This window comes from Streptomyces sp. CRCS-T-1, from assembly GCF_024442335.1.
GTDB classification, from domain to species: domain Bacteria; phylum Actinomycetota; class Actinomycetes; order Streptomycetales; family Streptomycetaceae; genus Streptomyces; species Streptomyces koelreuteriae.
Genome location: NZ_CP101651.1, coordinates 2,400,078 through 2,421,711, shown reverse-complemented (window position 1 = coordinate 2,421,711; position 21,634 = coordinate 2,400,078). Strand labels below are relative to the sequence as shown.

General features: G+C 72.0%; 14 protein-coding genes. 5 read left to right on the top strand and 9 right to left on the bottom strand.

Going from position 1 to position 21,634, the window contains the following annotated elements; translation table 11 throughout:
* Positions 1-21: 21 nt before the first annotated feature.
* Complete coding sequence (locus NNW99_RS10560) at positions 22-1,224, bottom strand: S8 family peptidase (RefSeq protein ID WP_215118445.1); 1,203 nt, start codon at positions 1,222-1,224, stop codon at positions 22-24.
* 290 nt (positions 1,225-1,514) lie between these two features.
* Between NNW99_RS10560 and NNW99_RS10555 the strand changes: the two genes are divergently transcribed.
* On the top strand, positions 1,515-4,133 hold the full coding sequence (locus NNW99_RS10555; RefSeq protein WP_215118444.1) for a glycosyltransferase family 1 protein: 2,619 nt from the start codon (positions 1,515-1,517) through the stop codon (positions 4,131-4,133).
* A 73-nt stretch (positions 4,134-4,206) separates the two neighbouring features.
* On the opposite strand, the gene NNW99_RS10550 is transcribed toward NNW99_RS10555, so the two are convergent.
* The 7 genes from NNW99_RS10550 to NNW99_RS10520 form a co-directional block, all read right to left on the bottom strand.
* Positions 4,207-4,728, bottom strand: coding sequence for a DUF1990 domain-containing protein (locus NNW99_RS10550; protein ID WP_215118443.1), 522 nt, complete (start codon positions 4,726-4,728; stop codon positions 4,207-4,209).
* 69 nt (positions 4,729-4,797) lie between these two features.
* Entirely contained in the window at positions 4,798-6,441 is a 1,644-nt protein-coding gene (locus NNW99_RS10545; RefSeq protein ID WP_215118442.1) for a M4 family metallopeptidase, read from the bottom strand.
* 207 nt (positions 6,442-6,648) lie between these two features.
* Positions 6,649-8,730, bottom strand: coding sequence for a M4 family metallopeptidase (locus tag NNW99_RS10540; protein WP_215118441.1), 2,082 nt, complete (start codon positions 8,728-8,730; stop codon positions 6,649-6,651).
* A gap of 168 nt (positions 8,731-8,898) precedes the next feature.
* Positions 8,899-10,671, bottom strand: a complete 1,773-nt coding sequence (locus tag NNW99_RS10535; RefSeq protein ID WP_215118440.1) for an ABC transporter ATP-binding protein — start codon at positions 10,669-10,671, stop codon at positions 8,899-8,901.
* Positions 10,668-12,422 carry an ABC transporter ATP-binding protein gene (locus tag NNW99_RS10530; RefSeq protein ID WP_215118439.1) on the bottom strand — a complete coding sequence of 585 codons (1,755 nt, stop codon included), beginning with the start codon at positions 12,420-12,422 and terminating at the stop codon, positions 10,668-10,670. The genes NNW99_RS10535 and NNW99_RS10530 overlap by 4 nt, the downstream gene beginning before the upstream one ends.
* A gap of 20 nt (positions 12,423-12,442) precedes the next feature.
* Positions 12,443-14,305 carry an ABC transporter ATP-binding protein gene (locus NNW99_RS10525; protein WP_215118438.1) on the bottom strand — a complete coding sequence of 621 codons (1,863 nt, stop codon included), beginning with the start codon at positions 14,303-14,305 and terminating at the stop codon, positions 12,443-12,445.
* Positions 14,302-16,302, bottom strand: coding sequence for an ABC transporter ATP-binding protein (locus NNW99_RS10520; RefSeq protein WP_215118437.1), 2,001 nt, complete (start codon positions 16,300-16,302; stop codon positions 14,302-14,304). The genes NNW99_RS10525 and NNW99_RS10520 overlap by 4 nt, the downstream gene beginning before the upstream one ends.
* A gap of 184 nt (positions 16,303-16,486) precedes the next feature.
* Here NNW99_RS10520 and NNW99_RS10515 point away from each other — a divergent pair, with 184 nt between their 5' ends.
* Genes NNW99_RS10515 through NNW99_RS10500 form a run of 4 tightly spaced genes read left to right on the top strand, consistent with a single transcriptional unit; the run spans position 16,487 to position 20,070 of the window.
* On the top strand, positions 16,487-17,389 hold the full coding sequence (locus tag NNW99_RS10515; protein WP_215118436.1) for an ABC transporter ATP-binding protein: 903 nt from the start codon (positions 16,487-16,489) through the stop codon (positions 17,387-17,389).
* Positions 17,386-18,135 (top strand): ABC transporter permease, encoded by a 750-nt coding sequence (locus tag NNW99_RS10510; RefSeq protein ID WP_215118435.1) that lies wholly within the window; start codon positions 17,386-17,388, stop codon positions 18,133-18,135. The genes NNW99_RS10515 and NNW99_RS10510 overlap by 4 nt, the downstream gene beginning before the upstream one ends.
* 44 nt (positions 18,136-18,179) lie before the next feature.
* Complete coding sequence (locus tag NNW99_RS10505; RefSeq protein ID WP_251058089.1) at positions 18,180-19,433, top strand: sensor histidine kinase; 1,254 nt, start codon at positions 18,180-18,182, stop codon at positions 19,431-19,433.
* Entirely contained in the window at positions 19,426-20,070 is a 645-nt protein-coding gene (locus NNW99_RS10500; RefSeq protein ID WP_215118433.1) for a response regulator transcription factor, read from the top strand. The genes NNW99_RS10505 and NNW99_RS10500 overlap by 8 nt, the downstream gene beginning before the upstream one ends.
* 9 nt (positions 20,071-20,079) lie before the next feature.
* Here the strand turns inward: NNW99_RS10500 and NNW99_RS10495 are convergent, their stop codons facing one another.
* Entirely contained in the window at positions 20,080-21,486 is a 1,407-nt protein-coding gene (locus NNW99_RS10495; RefSeq protein ID WP_215118432.1) for a sulfatase, read from the bottom strand.
* Between the last annotated feature and the right edge of the window lie 148 nt (positions 21,487-21,634).

Genomic DNA, 21,634 nt, shown 5'->3' with positions numbered 1-21,634 from the left:
GTGTGTGGCTGCTCCTTCGCCCTACGGGTGCGGCACCCGCAGTAACTTGTCCGGCGAACCCGCGCCCCGACCGGAGATCTTCCCGGTCGCCGCTCCCGTGGTCAGAGCCCTCCCGACCTGGGACGGAGTCGCTTTCGGATGATCGGCCAGATACAGCGCGGCCGCGCCCGCCGCGTGCGGAGAGGCCATCGAGGTACCCGAGAAGGTGGCCCGCGCGGTGTCGCTCGCGGCGGTGGCGGAGGTGATTTCGACGCCCGGGGCGAACAGATCGAGGGCCGGACCGTGGTTGGAGAAGGCCGGTTTTGTATCCCTGCGGTCGGTCGCGCCGACCGTGATCGCCTGCTTGACGCCCGCCGGGGAGTACAGCCCGGCCGGCCTGCCGTCGTTGCCCGCGGCGATCGTGTAGCTGACGCCGGAGGCGATGGAGGCACGGACGGCGGCGTCCAGCCGGTCGTTGCGCGGGCCGCCCAGACTGAGGTTGGCGACCGCGGGCTTCCTCGCGTGCCGCGTCACCCAGTCGATCCCGGCGATCACCCGGGCCGTGGTGCCGGCGCCCGCCGCGTCCAGGACGCGCACGGAGACGATCCGGGCCTTGCCGGCGACGCCGTGGGTCTTCCCTGCGACCGTGCCGGCCACGTGCGTGCCGTGGCCGCCTGCGTCCGCCGCGACCTTGTCGTTCCCGACGAAGTCCCAGCCGTGGCTCGCCCGGCCCCCGAAGTCCCGGTGGGTGGTCCGGACGCCGGTGTCGATCACGTACACCGTCACCCCGGCCCCCGCCGACTCGGGCCAGGAGTAGCTGCGGTCCAGGGGCAGACTCGGCTGGTCGACGCGGTCCAGTCCCCAGGACGCGGGGTCGCGCCGCGTGCCCTCCAGCCGTACCCGGGTGTCCTGGACGACCGAGGCGACCCGGGGATCGGCGGCGAGCCGTGCGGCCTGTCTCGCGTTCGCCCTGATCGCGTAGCCGTTCAGGACGGTCCCGTAGGTGTGGCTTATATCGACCCCGTACGTCTCGGCCAGGCCCCTTCCGGCCCCCGACGGTGCCCGCGTGCCCTCCTTCAGTGTCACCAGATAACTGCCGTGCACGGAGCCGGGTCCTCCGGCGCCGAGTATCCGCCCCTCCGGTACGGCGTGCGCGGGCAGGGTGATGGCCGAAAACGCCGCGATGCAGATCGCCGCGGCCAGGCCCCCCGTCCAGCGCGGGCGCCGTGTGCGCGTCCGTGCCATGGTCCGAGTTCCCCTCCTCGACTCGGCGTACGGCGGCCCGCGCGACGCCGTGAGCGGCGGGCGCGGGCCGGTACGCCAGAGGCAGCCTCTCGTGGCGCGTGAAACACCACAAGGACGCCTATGGGGGTGGAATCGGCCATATCCGTGAATGGTGCTGTTCAGGCCGATCGGGGGTCCGACGGCGGAGCCTCAGCGGCGGCGGCACATCCGCCGGTACTGTCGTAGGAGACGTCGATGAAGCCCTGTGTCAAAGCCCTGCGTCAACCTGCGAACGCGCCGAGGTGGAACCCGTGAAGGCGATCCGTCGATTCACCGTCCGACCCGTTCTCCCCGACCCGCTCCGGCCGCTGAGCGATCTGGCCCGCAATCTGCGGTGGTCGTGGCACACGGAGACCCGTGACCTCTTCCAGTCCGTCGACCCCGAGCGCTGGGCCGCCTCCGGGCGCGACCCGGTCCGGCTGCTGGGCAGCGTGCCGCCCGCGCGGCTCGCGGCCCTGGCCGAGGACCGCCGCTTCCTGCGCCGCCTCGCCGCCGTCGCGGGCGATCTGCACGACTACATGACCGGCGAGCGCTGGTACCAGGCCCAGCCCGAGGAACTGCCCGCCGCGATCGCCTACTTCTCACCCGAGTTCGGCATCACGGCTGCCCTGCCGCAGTACTCCGGCGGCCTCGGCATCCTGGCCGGCGACCATCTGAAGGCGGCCAGCGACCTGGGCGTCCCGCTGATCGGCGTCGGCCTGCTCTACCGGCACGGCTACTTCCGCCAGACCCTCTCCCGGGACGGCTGGCAGCAGGAGCACTACCCCGTCCTCGACCCGAACGAGCTGCCCCTGGTCCTCCTGGAGGAGCCCGACGGCACCCCCGCCCAGGTCGCCCTCGCCCTGCCCGGCGGCAAACAGCTGCGCGCCCGGATCTGGCTGGCGCAGGTCGGCCGGGTCCCGCTGCTGATGCTCGACTCGGACGTCGAGGAGAACGACCTCGGCGAGCGCGGTGTCACCGACCGGCTCTACGGCGGCGGCAGCGAGCACCGGCTGCTGCAGGAGATGCTGCTGGGCATAGGAGGTGTGCGGGCGGTCCGGACGTACTGCCGGCTGACCGGGCATCCCGCGCCCGAGGTCTTCCACACCAACGAGGGGCACGCCGGGTTCCTCGGCCTGGAGCGGATCGCCGAACTCTGCGCGGCGGGCTCGGACTTCGACGCGGCCCTGGAGGCGGTCCGCTCCGGGACCGTCTTCACCACCCACACCCCCGTCCCGGCCGGCATCGACCGCTTCGACCGCGAACTGGTCGCCCGCCACTTCGGCCCCGACGCGGAGCTGCCCCGCATCGACGTCCAGCGCGTCCTGCGGCTCGGCATGGAGACCTACCCAGGCGGGGAGCCCAACCTGTTCAACATGGCCGTGATGGGCCTGCGCCTGGCCCAGCGCGCCAACGGTGTCTCCCTGCTGCACGGCAACGTCAGCCGCGAGATGTTCTCCGGCCTGTGGCCCGGCTTCGACGCCGACGAGGTGCCGATCACGTCCGTGACCAACGGGGTGCACGCACCCACCTGGGTCGCCCCCGAGGTGTTCCGGCTCGGCGCCCGGCAGATCGGTGTGCAGCGCGCCGAGGACGCGCTGACCGTCGGCGGCTCGGACCGCTGGGACTCGGTGGCGGACATCCCCGACCAGGAGATCTGGGAGCTGCGCCGCGGCCTGCGCGAACAGCTCGTGACCGAGGTGCGGGAGCGGCTGCGGGCCTCCTGGCGGCAGCGCGGTGCCGGTACGGCCGAGCTGGGCTGGATCGACGGCGTGCTCGACCCGGACGTCCTCACCATCGGCTTCGCCCGGCGCGTCCCCTCGTACAAGCGTCTGACGCTGATGCTGCGCGACCGCGACCGGCTGATGGACCTGCTGCTGCACTCCGAGCGGCCGGTCCAGATCGTCGTCGCGGGCAAGGCGCACCCCGCGGACGACGGCGGGAAGCGGCTGGTGCAGGAGCTGGTGCGGTTCGCGGACGATCCGCGGGTGCGGCACCGGCTCGTGTTCCTGCCTGACTACGGCATGGCCATGGCGCAGAAGCTGTACCCGGGCTGCGACATCTGGCTGAACAATCCGCTGCGGCCGCTGGAGGCCTGCGGCACGTCCGGCATGAAGGCCGCGCTCAACGGTTGTCTCAATCTGTCCGTCCTCGACGGCTGGTGGGACGAGTGGTTCCAGCCCGACTTCGGCTGGGCCATCCCCACCGCCGACGGTGTCGGGACCGACCCGGACCGCCGCGACGACATAGAGGCCGCGGCGCTGTACGACCTGCTGGAGCAGCGGGTGACGCCCCGCTTCTACGAGCGCGGCCGCAGCGGGCTGCCCGACCGCTGGATCGAGATGGTCCGCCGGACCCTCAGCCTGCTCGGGCCGAAGGTGCTGGCCGGGCGCATGGTCCGCGAGTACGTCGAGCGGCTCTACGCGCCTGCGGCGCTGGCGCATCGCTCGATGGGGGTGGATGCGGCGCGGGAGCTCGCCGAGTGGAAGGGCAGGGTGCGGGGTGCGTGGCCGGGGGTCACGGTCGACCATGTGGAGACGTCCGTGTCCGAGGCGTTGGCGGAGCTGGGTACGACGCTGGGGGTGCGGGTGCGGGTCGGTCTCGGTGTGCTCGGGCCGGATGACGTGGATGTGCAGGTCGTCTCGGGGCGGGTGGACGAGGAGGACCGTATCGGTGACGCGACGGTCGTTCCTCTGAAGCCGGTCGGGTCCCCCGGGGAGGACGGGCGGTGGGCCTATGAAGGGGCCTTGTCGTTGGATCGCACCGGGCCTTTCGGGTATACGGTGCGGATCCTTCCTGCGCATCGGTTGTTGGCCTCTAGTGCGGAGTTGGGGCTGGTGGCCGGGCCGTCCGAGGAGCTCGTGGAGGCGGCCGGGTTGTTGATGCGTTGAGTCTTGTCCGCGGGTGCGTGGGGGCTGGTCGCGCCCACGCGGCGGAGCCGCAAATCGATACAGCCCCGCGCCCCTAAAGACCGTCGCCACCCTCCGTTGCGATGTTCCGTAGGACCGCTCCACACCTGCGCGCGTACGCGTGCTGCAAGCCCCTGGTCGCCAGGCCTCCGGCCCTCGCGTACCACTTTGCTGCCCTGCTGAAGGCGTTCACCGTCAGCCAGACCGTGCCGTCTCCCGTGCGGTCGACGACGAAGGATTCCTCGCCGCACTCGGGGTGGCCGGTCAGGGTGCCGTAGGCCCAGCCGGTGCGGCGGGGTTCCTCCAGGGTCCAGACGACGCGGCAGGGGGCCTTGATCATGCCGGCGAGGGTGACGGTGACGTCGACGCCGGGGGCGGCCCGTTCCGCGCTCGCGTCGACGCCGACGCCCATGGCCCGGTGCATCTCCCAGGTGAGCACCGCCTCCGAGGCCCGCCGGAAGACCTCCTCGCCCTCCCCCAGGCGCGTGCGCACGTTCATGGGGTGGAAGCCCGGCGGGCAGAAGTGCTCCTCGCGGGTGGCGCCGACATCGGCGTAGGTGAAGTCCTCCGAAGACATGGTCCCCAAGAGTAAGGCGGTACCCGGAGCCGCCGTCGCTCCGGGTACCGCCCTGGGGTCGTGCTTCGGTCAGCCGACGTTGACCGCGGACCAGGCGGCCGCGACCGCCTTGTACTCGGTGCTGGTGGCGCCGTAGAGGTCCTTGGCCGCGTTCAGGGTCGCCGTGCGGGCGGCCGCGTACTTGGTCGTCGACGTCATGTACGTCGTCAGCGCCTTGTACCAGACCTGCAGGGCCTTGGTGCGGCCGATGCCGGTGACCGTGGAGCCGTTGGAGGTGGGCGAGTTGTAGGTCACGCCGTTGATGGTCTTCGAGCCGCTGCCCTCGGACAGCAGGTAGAAGAAGTGGTTGGCGGGACCGGAGGAGTAGTGGACGTCCAGGCCGCCGAGGCTGGAGGACCAGGCGTCCTTGGACGAGCCGTCCTTGCTGGGCTTGTCCATGTAGCGCAGCGGGGAGCCGTCGCCGTTGATGTCGATCTCCTCGCCGATGAGGTAGTCACCGACGTCGGAGGAGTTGCCGGCGAAGAACTCGGCGCCCGCGCCGAAGATGTCGCTGGTGGCCTCGTTCAGACCGCCGGACTCGCCGCTGTAGTTGAGGCCGGCCGTGGCCGACGTCAGACCGTGGCTCATCTCGTGGGCGGCCACGTCGAGCGAGGTCAGCGGGTTGGCGTTGCCCTCGCCGTCGCCGTAGGTCATGCAGAAGCAGCTGTCCGACCAGAAGGCGTTGACATAGGCGTTGCCGTAGTGGACGCGTGAGTAGGCGGCCTTGCCGTCGTTGCGGATGCCGCTGCGGCCGAAGGTGCTCTTGTAGAAGTCCCAGGTGACCTGGGCGCCGTAGTGCGCGTCGGCGGCGGCGGTCTCCAGGTTGGACGGGTTGCCGGTGCCCCAGACGTCGTCCGCGCCGGAGAACAGGGTGCCGGTGCCGGAGGTGCCGCGGTTGAGGTTGTAGGTCTTGTGGCCGCCGCGGGTGCTGTCCGTCAGGTTGTACGTCGACCCGGACTTGGTGGTCGTGAGGTCGACCTTGCCGCTGTACGTGGTGTTGCCGGTGCCGGTCTCGATCGCCTGGTGCTCGTAGAGCTTCTTGCCGGTGGCGGCGTCGGTGACGACGTGCAGCTCGTTCGGCGTGCCGTCCTCCTGGAGGCCGCCGACGACCGTCTCGTAGGCGAGGACGGGCTTGCCGTCGGCCGCCCAGATCACCTTGCGGGGCGCGGAGTTCGCCTCGGTCTTCTCCGAGCCGGCCGCCTTGGCGAGCGTCACGGCCTGCTTCTCGGCCTTGGCGGCGGCGACCGTCGGCTTGAGCGAGGCGACCTTGAGGGTGGCCTTCGTCGCTCTGGTCACGCCCTCGGTCGCACCGGACTTCGACTCGTGCACGACGAGGTCGCCGCCGAGGACCGGCAGGCCCGCGTAGGTGCGCTCGTAGCGCGTGTGGACCGAGCCGTCGACGTCCTTCACGACGTCCTTGACGACCAGCTTCTCCTGCTCGCCGAGGCCTATCTCGTCGGCGGTCTCCGGGGCGTCCGCCTGCTGCTCCTTGACCAGGGCCGTGCGGGCGGGTGCCGAGAGCAGGACGGGGGCGGCGGCGAGGGCCGGCTTGGAGGAGGAGTCGGCGGCGACGCTGCTGCCGGAGGTCAGGCCGGTGGTGAGCAGGGCGCCGGCGGCGACGGCGGTGGCGATGGCGAGCGTGGTGCGCTTGTGACGCGCGTAGAGGGGGGTCACACGAGCTCCTTGATGTGGGGGAACTGCTGGGGTGCTGTGCGGCGGGTGGGGGAAGAGTGGCACCAAGGGCGCGTACATGTCAGGAGTAACGAGTGATGTTGGCCGGAAATCGACGACAGGCTGACGGGTCCGGGCATGTGAAGCGGGCGCCGCCCCGGGGGATTCGAACCCACCGGGGCGGCGCCCTGACTTGGGGACCGATGCGGCCTACGGGAAGGTGAGCTTCCAGCTGTTGATGTAGCCGGTGTCGATGGCTGCGTTGTCCTGGACCCGCAGCTGCCAGGTGCCGTTGGCGACCTCGGAGGAGGCGTTCACCGTGTAGGTCTCGTTGATGTTGTCCGCGCTGCCGCCGGTGCCGTAGCCCTTCAGCGTGTACGCGGTGCCGTCGGGGGCGACCAGATCCACCTTGAGGTCACCGATGTAGGTGTGGACGATGTCCACCGCGACCTGGAGGTTGGAGGGCGCGTTGCCCGTCCGGCCGGTGACGGTGACCGGCGAGGTGACCGCCGCGCCCCGGTCCGGGATCGCCACGTCGGCGGCGTTCTCGAAGGACGTACCGCCGCCGCCTCCGTCGCCGGGACGGGTGCCGACGTTGATGCCCGCCCACGCGTGCTGGACCGCCGTGTACTCGGCGCTGTCGGTGCCGTAGAGCTCACCGGTCGCGGCGAGGGTGCCGGTGCGGGCGCCCGCGTAGTTGGTCGTGGACGTGAACTTCGTGGTCAGCGCGCGGAACCAGATCTTCTCCGCCTTGTCCCGGCCGATGCCGGTGACCGGAAGCCCGTCCGAGGTGGCCGAGTTGTAGGTGACACCGTTGATGGTCTTGGTGCCGCTGCCCTCGCTCAGCAGGTAGAAGAAGTGGTTCGCGGGGCCCGAGGAGTAGTGCACGTCGATCGAGCCGATGCCGGAGTACCAGCTGTCCTTGGACGAGCCGTCCTTGCTCGGCTTGTCCATGTAGCGCAGCGGGGTCCCGTCGCCGTTGATGTTGATCTCCTCGCCGATGAGGTAGTCACCGACGTCGGAGGAGTTGTTCGCGTAGAACTCGACGGTCGCGCCGAAGATGTCGCTGGTGGCCTCGTTCAGACCGCCGGACTCGCCGCTGTAGTTGAGGCCCGCGGTGTTCGACGTCAGCCCGTGGGTCATCTCGTGGGCGGCCACGTCGATCGACGTCAGCGGGTTGGCGTTGCCCGAGCCGTCGCCGTAGGTCATGCAGAAGCAGCTGTCCGACCAGAACGCGTTGACGTAGTTGTTGCCGTAGTGGACCCGGGAGTACGCGCCCACGCCGTCACCGCGGATACCGCTGCGGCCGTGCACGTTCTTGTAGTAGTCCCAGGTCAGCGCGGCCCCGTAGTGGGCGTCGGCGCCGGCCGACTCCAGGTTGGAGGGCGTGCCGTTGCCCCACACGTCGTCGGGGCCGGAGAAGAGGGTGCCGGTGCCGGAGGTGCCGCGGTTGAGGTTGTACGTCTTGTGGTTGCCGCGGGCGCCGTCGGTGAGGTTGTACGTCGACCCGGACTGGGTCGTGGTGAGGTCGACCGTGCCGCTGTAGACCGTGTTGCCGGTGCCGGTCTCGATGGCCTCCCACTCGAACAGCTTGGCGCCGGTGGTGGCGTCGGTGACCACGTGCAGTTCCTGCGGGGTGCCGTCGTGCTGGAAGCCGCCGACGACCGTCTCGTACGCCACGACCGGCTTGCCGCTCGCGGCCCAGATCACCTTGCGGGGCTCGCGGTTGATGTCCGGGCTCTTGGCCTCGTCGGCCTTCCCCGCGGTGAGGGCCTGCTGCCGGGCCTTGGCGGCGGAGACCGCCGCCTTCGTCGTCGCCGGCTTGATCGCGGCGCGGGTGGCCTTCACGACGGCCGCGGTGGCGTCGGCCTTCGTGCTCTCCACGACCAGGTCGCCGCCGAGGACGGGCAGGCCCGCGTAGGTGCGCTCGTAGCGCGTGTGCACGGTGCCGTCGCGGTCCTTCAGGACATCGCGGACGACCAGCTTCTCCTGGGCGCCGAGGCCCAGGTCCTTCGCGGTCTCCGCCTTGCCGGCGTTCGCCTCCCGGATCAGCGCGGCGCGCTGCGCGGGGGTGAGCCGGACCGATTCCGATCCAGGCTTCGCCTTGCTCGCGGCCGCCGGAGCCCTGTTCTCCGGAGTCGCGGTGGCGGTGCCGGCCTGCACGGCGGTGGCGATCAGCGCGGCGACGCCGGCGAGGGCCACGACCGCGGTACGGCGAGGGGTGTGGGGAGTGCGTCTGTGGGAGGTGCCTCTTCGCGAGGAACTGCTTCTCAACACTGACTCCTTCTGCATGGCCGGGGGTCGCCCGGCCTGGGGAGGTGGAGGTGTTGCAGTGGGGTTTCTGTGGAGCAGTCGTGGGAAGCGTGGCAGGGGAGTGCGCTTTCTGTCAGGACCGCGTCAACAGTATGGCCGGAAAAGGTTCGTTGACCGGAAGTTCATGTTCGCTATACGAACGCTTGCCTAGGCGGACCCTTGACGGCCCTCGGGCAGGTCCCCGTGCCAGGAGTGCCACAGGGCCGCGTACGCCCCGCCGGCCGCCACCAGCTCGTCGTGCGTGCCCAGTTCGGTCAGCCGGCCGTCCTCCATCACCGCGACCCGGTCGGCGTCGTGCGCGGTGTGCAGCCGGTGGGCGACGGCGATGACCGTGCGCCCCTCCAGGACGGCGGCCAGGGCGCGCTCGGTGTGCCGGGCGGTCGTCGGATCGAGCAGGGCGGTCGCCTCGTCCAGGATCAGCGTGTGCGGATCCGCCAGCACCACCCGGGCGAGGGCGAGTTGCTGGGCCTGCGAGCCGTCGGTGCGGCAACCGCCCTGGCCCAGCCGGGTGTCCAGGCCCTCCGGCAGCTCCCGCACCCAGGTGTCGGCGCCGACCACGGCCAGCGCTTTCCACACCTGTGCGTCATCGGCGGACGGTTCGGCGATCCGCAGGTTGTCACGGACCGAGCCGAGGAACACATGGTGCTCCTGGGTGACCAGGACGACCTGGCGGCGCAGCCGCTCCGGTCCGAGCCCGACCACGGGCACACCACCGACCGTCACCGAGCCGGCGGTCGGCGCGTCGATGCCCGCCATCAGCCGGCTCAGCGTGGTCTTGCCCGCCCCGGACGGCCCGACCATGGCCAGCCGCTCCCCGGGCGTCACCGTCAGATCGACGCCGCGCAGCACCTCGACACCGCCGTCGTAGGCGTAGCGCATGCCGGTGACGTCGATGCGGTCGCCGTCCGGATCCGGACACTCGCCCTCCCCGGGAGTGCGCGGGGCCCGGGCCAGTCCCTCCACCCGGGCGAAGGAGGCGCCGCCCGCCTGGAGTTGCTCGATCCGGACCAGGACCTCGTCCAGCGGCGCGCTGAGCTGCGTCAGATACAGGGCCGCCGCCACCACCGCCCCGAGACTCATCGACCCGGACGCGTGCAGCGCGCCGCCGATCACCAGCACACCGGCCACCGGCAGGACGTACGACGTCTCCATCACCGGGAAGAACACCGAGCGCAGGAAGAGCGTGTAGTAGCGCGTACGGCGGGAGGTCTCCAGAGCGTCCCGGCTCGCGGCCGTGCGCTGCTCCTGGAGCCCGAACGCCTCCACCGTGCGCGCCCCGGCCGCCGTCGACGCCACGATCTCCGCCACGTCCGAGGTCGCGGCACCCTCGGCGAGGTACCCGTCGCGGGCCCTGCGCAGATACCAGCGCAACGCGATCCAGATCGGCGTCAGCGCCAGCACCGCCAGGGCGCCCAGCAGCGGGTTCGTCAGGAACACCGCGGCGACCAGGAACAACGCCTGCACCAGGTTGACGAGCAGGACCGGACCCGCGTCCCGCAGGGTGTTGCCGACGGTCGTCACATCCGCCGTCCCCCGCGCGGTCAGATCACCCGTACCGGCCCGCTCCACCACCGACGCGGGCAGCGTCAGCGCCCGGTCCACGAACCGCTCCCGCACCCGGGCCAGCGTCCGCTCCCCGAAGCGATGCCCCACGGACCGGGCCCAGCGCGCCAGCAGCACCTGTGCCAGTGCGCTCAGCAGGAGGAGCAGGGCCAGCCGGTCCACGGCGGCCACGCCCTGCCCGGCCCGCACGTCGTCGATCATCCTGCCCAGCAGCCACGGTCCGGCGAGCCCGGCCACGGCCGCGAGCGCGTTCAGGCCCAGGACGACACCGAAGGCACGGGCGTCGGCCCGTACGAGTCCGAGCAGGGCGCGCCGGACGTCGGCCCGGGCGGCGACCGGCAGTTGTCCCTGGCTCATCCCGCGACCTCTTCCGTTTCCCTCGCGACGAGTGCGCGGTAGGCGGGGGCGGTGTCGAGGAGTTCGTGGTGGGTGCCGGAGGCTTCGACCTTGCCGTCCTTCAGGTAGAGGACGGTGTCCGTGCGGTCCAGGACCAGGGGGGAGGTGGTGGTGACGACGGTGGTGCGGCCTTGGCGGGCGTCTCTGAGCCGGGCGGCGACTGTGGCCTCTGTGTGGGCGTCGAGGGCGGAGGTGGGTTCGATGGTGAGGAGGATGTCGGGGTCGGTGAGGAGGGCTCTTGCCAGGCGGATGCGTTGGCGTTGGCCGCCGCTGAGATTTCTCGCCTGGGCGTCCATCTGGGTGTTCAGGCCGTGGGGGAGGGCTTGGACGATGTCTTCGGCTGCGGCGGTGTGGAGCGCCTTCTGAAGTGCGGGGTTGAGTTGTGTGGCGTGTGCGGGTGCGTTGTGGCTTGTCGCGCAGTTCGCCGCGCCCCTGAAGGAAGGGGCGATCATCTCCTGGAGGGTTCCCGCGAACAGGTCGGCCTCGTGGTCCGCCACCACGATGTGGGATCGGAGCTGGTTCAGGGCGATCTCGTCCAGGCGGATGTCTCCCCAGGTCGCGTTCGACGGGGTGTAGCGGCCCAGGCGGTCCACCACCGCTGTGGCATCCGCCGGGTGTTCGGCCACCAGAGCCGTCAAGCGGCCCGGCAGGACCCGTACGCCCGACTCGGGGTCGTACAGGGCCGACGGTTCGGAGGGGGCGTCCAGGGTGCCGGTGTCGGGCATCGGGTCCAGGCGCAGGAACCGTACGACGCGCCGTGCGCACACCAGGCCCCGGCTGAGCTGGTAGCCGCACTCGACCAGGAAGGCCACCGGCCACACCAGCACGGCCACATAGCCGTAGACGGACACCAACTGGCCCACCGTGATGTCGCCCTGGGCGGTGAGCCGGGCCGCCAGCCAGGTCACCACCGCCAGGAACAGGGTCGGCAGCCCCGTTCCCAGCGCCTGCACCCAGCTGGTCACCCTCCCCACCCGGTAGCCCTGCTCGCGCAGCCGCCGTGAGTCCTGCTGGAAGGCGTCCGCCACCAGTTGCTTGCCGCCCAGGCCGGCGAGGACGCGCAGCCCGCCCGCGAGGTCGCCGATCCGGGCCGTCAGCACGCCCTGCCGCTCGCGGTACTCCGCCTCCGACCCCCGCAACCGGCCGAGCAACGGCCCGACCAGCAGGAGGATCACCGGCAGGCCGAGCAGCACGACCGCGGCGACCAGCCCCGAGACCGACATCAGCAGCAGGGCGGTGACCAGATAGCCCAGGACCGCCCCGACCCCGGGCCCCACCACCGTCAGCGACTGGCTGACCGTCTGCACATCGCCCACGCCGATCGTGACGACCTCACCCGCACTCGCCTGTCGCCGCAGCGAGGCGCCGAGGCGCACCGCCTGGCCGACGACCACCTTCACCGTGCGGAAGTTGGCGTCCATCCGCACCCGGGTCATCGTGCGGTGCCGCATGACGCTCAGCCAGGCGTTGAACGCGCCCACCGCGAACAGCGCCCCGCTCCACAGGACCAGGGCGCGCATGTCGCCGGGCTCGAGACCGTCGTCGATCGCCCGGGACATCAGATACGGCGTGGCCGCCAGCAGCACCATCCACACACTGCCGAACACCGCCCCGGCCGCACACCGCCCGGGCTGCCGGGTGACCAGCCACCACAGGTAGCGGCCCCCGCCTCGGCGGTCGGGTGTGCCCGGGTCCTCGTACGCGTCGATCATCCGCCCGCCCTCCGCCGCCGCTACGCCAGACTGTCCCGCCAGGCCCGGTGCAGATCGGCGAACCTGCCCGTGCCCGCGACGAGTTCGGCCGGTGCGCCGTCCTCGACGATCTTCCCCTGCTCCATCACCAGGACGCGGTCCGCGATCTCGACGGTCGACAGCCGGTGGGCGATGACCACCGCCGTGCGTCCCTTCAGCACCGTCGCCATCGCCCGCTGCACCGCGCGCTCGCCCGGGATGTCCAGCGAGCTGGTGGCCTCGTCGAGGATCAGCACCGCCGGATCGGCCAGCAACGCCCTTGCGAACGCGACCAGTTGCCGCTGCCCGGCCGAGATGCGGCCGCCGCGCTTGCGTACGTCGGTGTCGTAGCCGTCGGGCAGGGCGCTGATGAAGTCGTGGGCGCCGATCTCCTTCGCGGCCTGCTCCATCTCCGCGCGGGTGGCGTCCGGGCGGCCGATCGCGATGTTCTCGGCGACCGTGCCCGAGAACAGGAAGGCTTCCTGCGTCACCATGACCACCCCGCGCCGCAGGTCGGGCACCGCGAGGTCGCGCAGGTCGACGCCGTCCAGCAGCACCCGGCCCTCGGAGGGGTCGTAGAACCGGGCCAGCAGCTTGGCCAGCGTGGACTTCCCGGCGCCCGTGGAGCCGACGACCGCGACGGTCTGCCCGGCCGGGATCGTCAGGTCGAAGCGGGGCAGCACCTCGCCGCCGGTGCGGTAGCCGAAGCCGACGCCGTCGAAGACGACCTCGCGGCCCGGGTGCTCGCTCGCCAGGGGCGGGAGCGGCCGGGGGCCGGCCGGCTCGGGGACGGACGGGGTCTGGGCGAGCAGCCCGGCGATCTTCTCCAGCGAGGCTGCCGCCGACTGGTAGGAGTTGAGGAACATCCCGAGCCGGTCGATCGGGTCGTACAGCCGCCGCAGGTACAGCACGGCCGCCGCCAGCACCCCGAGGGCCAGGGTGCCGCCCGCGACGCGGTAGGCGCCCCACAGGACGATCCCCGCGACCGCCGTGTTGGCGACCAGCCGCGAGCCGGTGACGTAACGGGCCATCTCCAGCAGCGCGTTGCCGTTGGTCCGCTCGTGCCGCTCGTTGAGCAGGCCGAAGTCCGCGTCGTTGACGGCCTCGCGGCGGAAGGCGCGCACGGGCCGGATGCCGTTCATCGTCTCGACGAACTTCACGATGACGGCCGCGATGGCGGTGGACCGCGCCCGGTACACCCGCCCGGCGCGCCGCTGGTACAGCCGTACCAGGGCGTAGAGCGGCACGAAGGACGCCACCGCCACACCACCGAGGCCCAGGTCGAGCCAGAGCAGCATCGCCGAGATGTAGACGAAGGACAGGACGACCGTCACGAGTTCCTGCAGGCCCTCTTCCAGCAGTTCGCGCAGCGACTCCACGTCCGCCGTGGAGCGGGAGATGAGCCGGCCCGAGGTGTAGCGCTCGTGGAAGTCGACGCTCAGCGCCTGCGCGTGGCGGAAGATCCGGCCGCGCAGGTCGAGCAGCACGTCCTGGCTGACGCGGGCCGCGGCGAGGACGAAGGCCCACTGCAACCCGCCCGCGGCCAGCGCGCAGACGAGATAGCCGGCGCCCACCGCGATCAGCGGCCCGTGGTCGCCGGCCCGGAACGCCGGTACGGCACGGTCGATGGCGTACGCCACGAGCAGCGGGCCCGCCTGCACGACCGCCTGCTGGAGCAGCAGCAGAACCGTCGTGACCGTGACCCGGGTCCTCAGGGGCGCGAGCAGGGAGCGCAGCAGGGCGGCGGTGGCGCCCGGGGGAGTGGGCAGGACGTCCTGGTCGAAGGGGTCGCCGGTGGCGGCGGGCCGGTCGTCGGGTTCCTCGTCGGGTTTCCTGTCGGCCGGTGTGCTGGTGGCCGCCGTCATCGTGCGCCCTCCTCTTCCCCTGACATCAGGTGCGCGTACTCCGCGTTCGTCCGCAGCAGTTCCTGGTGGGTGCCGACCGCGGCGATCCGGCCGCCGGACAGCAGCGCGACCCGGTCGGCGAGCAGCACGGTGGACGGGCGGTGTGCCACGATCAGGGCGGTCGTGTCCGCGAGGACGTCCCGCAGGGCGGCCTCCACGGCGGCCTCGGTGTGCACGTCCAGCGCCGACAGCGGATCGTCCAGGACGAGGAACTCCGGCCGGCCGACGACGGCCCTGGCCAGCGCGAGACGCTGCCGCTGCCCGCCGGAGAGGCTGAGGCCCTGCTCGCCGACCTGGGTGTCCGTCCCCTGCGGCAGCGCGTGCACGAAGTCGGCCTGGGCGACGGCGAGGGCGCGCTCCAGCTCCGCCGTCCCGGCCGTGCCGTCGGCCCCCATGAGAACGTTGTCGCCCACCGCTGCCGAGAAGAGCGTGGGCTCCTCGAACGCGACGGCCACCTTGGCGCGCAGCGCGTCCCTCGACAGCTCGGTGACGCCGACGCCGTCGAGGGTGATGCGGCCCGAGGTCACCTCGTAGAGACGCGGGATGAGCGCGGTGAGGGTCGTCTTGCCACTGCCGGTGGCGCCGACCAGGGCCATCGATTCGCCGGGGCGGACGTGCAGGTCGATGTGCTGGAGGACGGGCGGGGAGTCGGCGGGGGCGTCGGGGTAGCGGAAGGTGACGCCGTGAAAGCGCAAGCCCGCCCGAGCCGCGGGCGGCCGCACCACCGATGCGGCCCGCGCGGGCGCGTCGGCACCTCGTGACGCCGAGTCACGTGCCCGGTCCTCCGACAGGGACGCCGAGTCGTGCGCCGGGTTCTCCCGTAGGAACGCCGAGTCGCGTGCCGGGCCCGCGGGAAGGGACGCCGAGGTCCCGGCCACCACCGGCGCCCGGTCCTCCGGCGGCGACGCCGAGTCACGCGCCCCGCCTCCCGGCAGCGACGCCGGACTTCCAGCCGCTCCCGGCTCCTCCACCTCCTCGTCCATCACCTCGAAATACCGCTCCGTCGCCGTCGCCGCCTCCTGGCTCATCGCCAGCAGGAAGCCGATCGACTCCACCGGCCACCGCAGGGCCAGTGCCGTCGACAGGAACGCCACCAGCGTGCCCGCCGACAAGCCGCCGTCGGCGACCTGTACGACGCCCACGACCAGCGCCGCGCCGATCGCCATCTCGGGCAGCGTCACGATGACGCCCCAGATCGTCGCCAGCAGCCGCGCCTTGCGCAGTTCCGTGCCGCGCAGCTTCCCCGACAGGTCCCGGAACGCCCGCGCCTGGCTCCGGTGGCGGCCGAACCCCTTGATGACGCGGATGCCGAGCACGCTCTCCTCGACGACCGTCGTCAGATCGCCGACCTGGTCCTGCGCGCGCCGCGCCACCTCGGCGTACCGCTTCTCGAAGACCACGCAGGTCACCATCACGGGCACGGCGGGCCCGAGGATCACCAGCCCCAGCGTCCAGTCCTGGAGCAGCATGATGATCACGCCGATCACTATCGTCACCCCGTTGACCAGCAGGAACGTCAGCGGGAAGGCGAGGAACATACGGACGAGGCCCAGGTCCGCGATCCCCCGCGACAGCAACTGCCCGGAGGCCCAGCGGTCGTGGAAGGACACCGGCAGCCGCTGCAGGTGCCGGTACAGATCCGCCCGCATCGACGCCTCGACATGGGCCAGCGGCCGGGCCACCAGCCAGCGCCGCAGCCCGAACAGCAGGGCCTCCGCGAAGCCGAGCAGCAGCAGGAACAGCGCCCCGAGCCACACCCCGGCCGGGTCCCGGTCGGCGACCGGCCCGTCCACCAGCCACTTCAGGACGAGCGGGATCACCAGGCCCGTGCTGGAGGCGACTATCGCCACGAACGCGGCGCTGAACAGCCGTGCCCGCGCGGGCCGCACGTACGGCCACAGGCGCAACAGGGAGCGCACGGCAGAACGGTCGGGGGCGGGGGCGGATGTCGTGGCCATCAGCGGTGAGCCTACGGACCGCCACTGACACTGCCCACCGAGTTTTCCCCGAGTCCGGCTCGGTCCTTGGTCCTACGACCTGGGTGTTCGGGGGGTCGTAGGGCGGGCATCAGCCGATCGGCTGATGCCCGTTCGAGCGCGACGGGCGATGTGCGCGGACCCGCCGCACCGGGACCCTCGGTCCATGTCCGTCATCGAAGTCACCGATCTGCGCAAGGCCTATGCCGGCCGCCCGGCCGTGGACGGCGTCTCCTTCGCCGTCGAGGAGGGCGAGATCTTCGGGATCCTCGGCCCGAACGGCGCCGGCAAGACCACCACCGTGGAGTGCGTCGAGGGCCTGCGTGTCCCCGACTCCGGCCGGGTCCGCGTCACCGGCCTCGACCCGGTCGCCGACCACGAGCGCGTCGCCCAGGTCCTGGGCGCCCAGCTCCAGGAGAGCCGGCTCCAGCCCAAACTCACCGTCCGAGAGGCGCTGGAGCTCTACAGCGCGTTCTATCCGCGCCCCGTCGACTGGCGCCCGCTGGCCGAACGCCTCGGCCTGGAGGAGAAGCTGACCACCCGCTTCGCCAAGCTGTCGGGCGGTCAGAAGCAGCGCCTGTTCATCGCGCTCGCCCTGATCGGCGACCCCCGGGTCGTCGTCCTGGACGAGCTCACCACCGGCCTCGACCCACGCGCCCGCCGCGCCACCTGGCAGCTCATCGAGGACGTCCGCGCCGGGGGCGTCACGGTCCTGCTCGTCACGCACTTCATGGAGGAGGCACAGCGGCTCTGCGACCGGATCGCCGTGATCGACAAGGGCCGGGTCGCCGCCCTCGACACCCCCTCCGGGCTGATCCGCCGCTCGGCGGGCGCCACCGTCATCAGCTTCACCCCGTCCACGCCCCTGGACGACCGTGAGCTGAACACGCTCCCCGCCCTGGTCGCCGTCGAGAACAAGGACGGCCGGATCACGCTGTCCGGCACGGACGACACGGTCAACGCCGTGCTGTCGCTGCTCGCCCGCCACCACATCACCGCCCGCCAACTCCGCGTCACCGACGCCACGCTGGACGACGCGTTCCTGGACCTCACGGAGGCCTCCGCATGAGCACGGCCCTCATCAACCCCGCTGTGCTGCGCAGCGAGTTCCGGCTCTTCCGGCGCGAGCCGGGCAGCCTCTTCTGGATCCTGCTGTTCCCGGCCCTGCTGCTGGGCGTCCTCGGTTCCGTGCCGTCGTTCCGCGAGGCGCAGGACGGGCTCGGCGGGCTGCGGATCGTCGACGTCTACGTGCCCGTCTGCGTCCTGGTCGCCCTCATCATGGCCGGAGTGCAGGCGATGCCGCCCACCCTCACCGGCTACCGCGAGAACGGCATCCTGCGCCGGCTCTCCACCACTCCCGTCCGGCCCTCGGCCCTGCTGGCCGCCCAGATGCTGGTGAACGGCGTGGCGGCCCTGGCCTCCGCGCTGCTCACACTCCTCGTCGGACGGCTCGCCTGGGACGTGACGCTGCCCGAACAGCCCGTCGGGTACCTGCTCGCGCTGCTCCTCGCCGTGCTCGCCGCCATCTCGCTGGGCGCGGTGATCTCGGCACGGGCCCGCACGACGAAGATCGCGACCGCGATCGGGACGGCCGTGTTCTTCCCGATGATGTTCTGCGCCGGGGTCTGGGTGCCCGTGCAGGCCATGCCGGACCTGCTGGGCCGCATCGTCCAGTGCACCCCCTTCGGCGCCGCCGCACGGGCCCTGGACCAGGCCGCAGCGGGCGACTGGCCGGGCTGGGGCCATCTGGCCGTCCTCGCCGCCTGGACCGCGGTGCTCTCGGCGTCGGCCGCGCGCTGGTTCCGCTGGGAATGACCGGCGCCCGGGGAGGGGACACGGCCGTGGCCGACACTGTGGGCATGACGGACGTGGCGGGTGTGGAGCAGCGGTGGGCGGCGTACTTCCGCTGGGGGCCGTACGGGATGCTCGCGGCGGGCACCGTGCTCTGCGTGGCCACGGTCGACGCGGTCGGCATGACCGGGCGGGAGCGGTACGCCACCGTCGTCCTGGTCGGCGCCGCCGTGGCCCTCCAAGTCTGGTGGGGGCGCTGGTCCCGCGGCCGGCCCCTGGCCCCGTCGGTGCCGGGCGCCTGCTACTACTTCGTGCGCTGGGCGCTGGCCTTCGCGCTGAGCTGGTTCAACCCGTTCTTCGCCTTCTACGCCGCCGCCGGATTCGTCGGCCCCGACCGGCTGCTGCGGGGGCGCCCGCTCAGACTCGGGCTGCTGGCGACCGCGGTGACCATCGCGGGGTCGCAGTCCGGCGGCATGCCCCTGCACGGGCCGCTGAACTGGGCGGTGTTCGGCGCGCTGCTCTGCGTCCACATCGCGCTGCTGATCGTCTTCGGGCAGCTCGCCGCGCGCGAGGAGGAACGCACCCGGATCCAGACCGCCAGCATCACCGAACTGGAACGCACCAACGCGGCCCTGCAGCAGGCCCTCGACGAGAACGCCGCCCTGCACGCCCAGCTCCTGGTGCAGGCCCGGGAGGCCGGCGTCGCCGACGAGCGCCGGAGGCTCGCCGCCGAGATCCACGACACCATCGCCCAGGGGCTGACCGGCATCATCGCCCAGCTCCAGGTCGTCGCGAACGCCCCCGACCTGGCCGTGGCCCGCACCCACCTCGAACGCGCCTCGGACCTGGCCCGGCACAGCCTCGGCGAGGCCCGCCGCTCCGTGCACAACCTCGCCCCCGTGGCACTGGCCGACGCCGGACTGCCCGAAGCCCTGAAGAAGACGGTCGCCGAATGGGGCGAACGGACCGGAGTGCGCGCCGAGTTCACGGTCACCGGCACCGACGAGCGACTCCACGAGGAGATCGCGGCCACGCTCCTGCGGATCGTCCAGGAGGCCCTCTCCAACACCGCCCGGCACGCCGCCGCAGGCCGGGTCGGTGTCACCCTGTCCTTCGTCGGTGACGAGGTCATCCTCGACATCCGTGACGACGGCCGCGGCTTCGACCCGCTCACCGTCCCCGAACGCGACCGGGCCGGCGGCTTCGGCCTCGACGGTATGCGCGCCCGCGCCGAACGCGTCGCCGGGTCCCTCACCGTCGAGTCGGAGCCGGGCCACGGTACGGCCGTCTCCGCTCGCGTACCGTTGGTCCGCCATGACTGACGCCGCCGCGATCACCCTGCTCGTCGTCGACGACCACCCCGTCGTACGGGACGGCCTGCGCGGCATGTTCGAGTCCGCGCCGGGCTTCGGCGTGCTGGGGGAGGCGTCGAACGGCGTCGAGGCGGTCGCGCTCGCCGCCGCCCTGGACCCGGACGTGATCCTGATGGACCTGCGCATGCCGGGCGGCGGGGGAGTGGACGCCATCCGCGAGCTGACCCGCACCGGCGCCCGCGCCAAGATCCTCGTCCTCACCACGTACGACACCGACTCCGACACCCTCCCCGCGATAGAGGCGGGCGCGACGGGCTACCTCCTGAAGGACGCCCCGAGGGACGAACTGTTCGCGGCGGTCCGCGCGGCGGCGGAAGGCCGGACCGTCCTCTCCCCGGCCGTGGCCTCCCGCCTGGTCTCCGCGGTCCGCACGCCCCGCACCCCCGGCAACGACACCCTCTCCGTCCGCGAGCGCGAGGTCCTGGCCCTCGTCGCCAAGGGCACCTCCAACCGCGAGATCGCCCGCGAACTGTTCGTCAGCGAGGCCACGGTCAAGACCCACCTCACGCACCTCTACGCCAAGCTGGGCGTGAAGGACCGTGCGGCGGCGGTGGCCACGGCGTACGAGCGAGGCATCCTGGGCTAGCCGGCCCGGCTAGCCCGGGTACGGCAGCAGCCCCGCCGCGGTCTGCTCCCAGGCCGCCTTCAGCTCGGTGAGCAACTCCGGCTCGTCGGGGGCGAGGTCGGCCTGTTCGCGGGAGTCGGTGGCCAGGTCGTACAGGTGGTCGGTGCCCTTGGCGTCCCGGTAGTACTTCCAGTCGCCGCGCCTCAGGGCCCGGTTGCCGCGCGTCCGCCAGAACAGGTCCCGCTCGGGCAGCCGTTCGCCGCGCAGCAGGTAGCCGGCGAGGCTCGTGCCGTCCAGCGGATACGCCGGGTCGGGCCGGGCACCGGCCAGCTCCAGCAGGGTCGCGGTCCAGTCGGGGGAGAAGTTCGGCTCGTGGCTGACCTGGCGGCCGTCGATCCGGGCGGGCCAGCGCAGGATCGTGGGCACCCGGATGCCGCCCTCCTGGAGGGAGAACTTCTGGCCGCTGAGAGGCCACAGATACGACCAGCGTTCGCCGCCGTTGTCGCTGGCGAACAGCACGACGGTGTTCTCCTCCTGGCCCGAGCGGCGCAGGGCGGCGAGCACCTCGCCGACGGCCGCGTCCAGGCTCTGAACCATCTGCGTGTACTTCTCGACCGAGCCGCCGTCGTAGTGGTTCAGGGCCTTGCTGACCTCGGCCTGGGACGTCGCCGCCCGGATCTTCGCCGCGATCTCGGCACCGGTCTCCTCGTCGCCCTCGGCGAGCCAGGGCCAGTGCGGGGTGGTGAAGTTGAGGTTGAGCAACCAGGGCCGGTCATGGTCCCGGCCGACGTACTCGACGGCCCGCTCGGTCAGCACCGTCGTGTAGTACCGCAGATCCTTGTACTCGGCGTCCCCCTCGTAGAGGTCGTGGTCGCCGAGCTGGCCGAGCTTGGAGAAGTACTCCAGCACGCCCCCGTGATTGCCGAAGAACTCGTCCCAGCCCGACTTGGTGGGGCTGAAGTCGGGCAGCCAGCCGCAGTGCCACTTGCCGATGAGGGCGGTGGCGTAGCCCGCCTTCTTCAGCAGGGAGGCGAGGGTGGGGTGGTGGGGGTCCAGGCCCTGCGAACGGTCGGCCATCGGCTCGGCGAGCCCGCCTTTGGTACGGCCCGGATAGCGCCCGGTGTAGAGGCTGAACCGGGTCGGGGAGCAGGTCGAGGAGCCGGAGTAGGCGTCGGTGAACCGCACGCCCTGGCGGGCCAGCCGGTCCAGGTTCGGCGTCCTGATGTGCGGGGCGCCGTAGGAGGACAGGTCGGCCCAGCCGAGGTCGTCGCCCAGGATGACGAGGACGTTGGGGCGACGGCCGGAGGCGGCACCGGGGCGGGCCCGGAACGGCCGCTCGGCGGGCACGGCTTCGGCGCCGGTGGCCGTACCGGCGACGGCGCCCACGGCACCACCACCGACGAGGGCACCGAGGGCACGACGGGATATCTCGGGCATGCGGAAGTCCTGGAGGTGTCGACGAGCAGGAGGGGGAGGGAGGCGCCGCGGCTCAGCAGGGACGCTGCCAGCGGTCCGACGACGGGGTCAAGAAGATCCCCGCCGAGTTCACGGACCCGCAACGCCCCGCAACAAAGCGGCAGCCTTA

What these genes read in the sequence shown, in the direction of transcription:
- NNW99_RS10520 (WP_215118437.1), bottom strand. Translation starts at nt 16,302, where the DNA reads ATGGCCACGACATCCGCCCCCGCCCCCGACCGTTCTGCCGTGCGCTCC.
- NNW99_RS10525 (WP_215118438.1), bottom strand. Translation starts at nt 14,305, where the DNA reads ATGACGGCGGCCACCAGCACACCGGCCGACAGGAAACCCGACGAGGAA.
- NNW99_RS10535 (WP_215118440.1), bottom strand. Translation starts at nt 10,671, where the DNA reads ATGAGCCAGGGACAACTGCCGGTCGCCGCCCGGGCCGACGTCCGGCGC.
- NNW99_RS10500 (WP_215118433.1), top strand. Translation starts at nt 19,426, where the DNA reads ATGACTGACGCCGCCGCGATCACCCTGCTCGTCGTCGACGACCACCCC.
- NNW99_RS10550 (WP_215118443.1), bottom strand. Translation starts at nt 4,728, where the DNA reads ATGTCTTCGGAGGACTTCACCTACGCCGATGTCGGCGCCACCCGCGAG.
- NNW99_RS10505 (WP_251058089.1), top strand. Translation starts at nt 18,180, where the DNA reads ATGACGGACGTGGCGGGTGTGGAGCAGCGGTGGGCGGCGTACTTCCGC.
- NNW99_RS10515 (WP_215118436.1), top strand. Translation starts at nt 16,487, where the DNA reads ATGTCCGTCATCGAAGTCACCGATCTGCGCAAGGCCTATGCCGGCCGC.
- NNW99_RS10530 (WP_215118439.1), bottom strand. Translation starts at nt 12,422, where the DNA reads ATGATCGACGCGTACGAGGACCCGGGCACACCCGACCGCCGAGGCGGG.
- NNW99_RS10560 (WP_215118445.1), bottom strand. Translation starts at nt 1,224, where the DNA reads ATGGCACGGACGCGCACACGGCGCCCGCGCTGGACGGGGGGCCTGGCC.
- NNW99_RS10540 (WP_215118441.1), bottom strand. Translation starts at nt 8,730, where the DNA reads ATGCAGAAGGAGTCAGTGTTGAGAAGCAGTTCCTCGCGAAGAGGCACC.
- NNW99_RS10510 (WP_215118435.1), top strand. Translation starts at nt 17,386, where the DNA reads ATGAGCACGGCCCTCATCAACCCCGCTGTGCTGCGCAGCGAGTTCCGG.
- NNW99_RS10495 (WP_215118432.1), bottom strand. Translation starts at nt 21,486, where the DNA reads ATGCCCGAGATATCCCGTCGTGCCCTCGGTGCCCTCGTCGGTGGTGGT.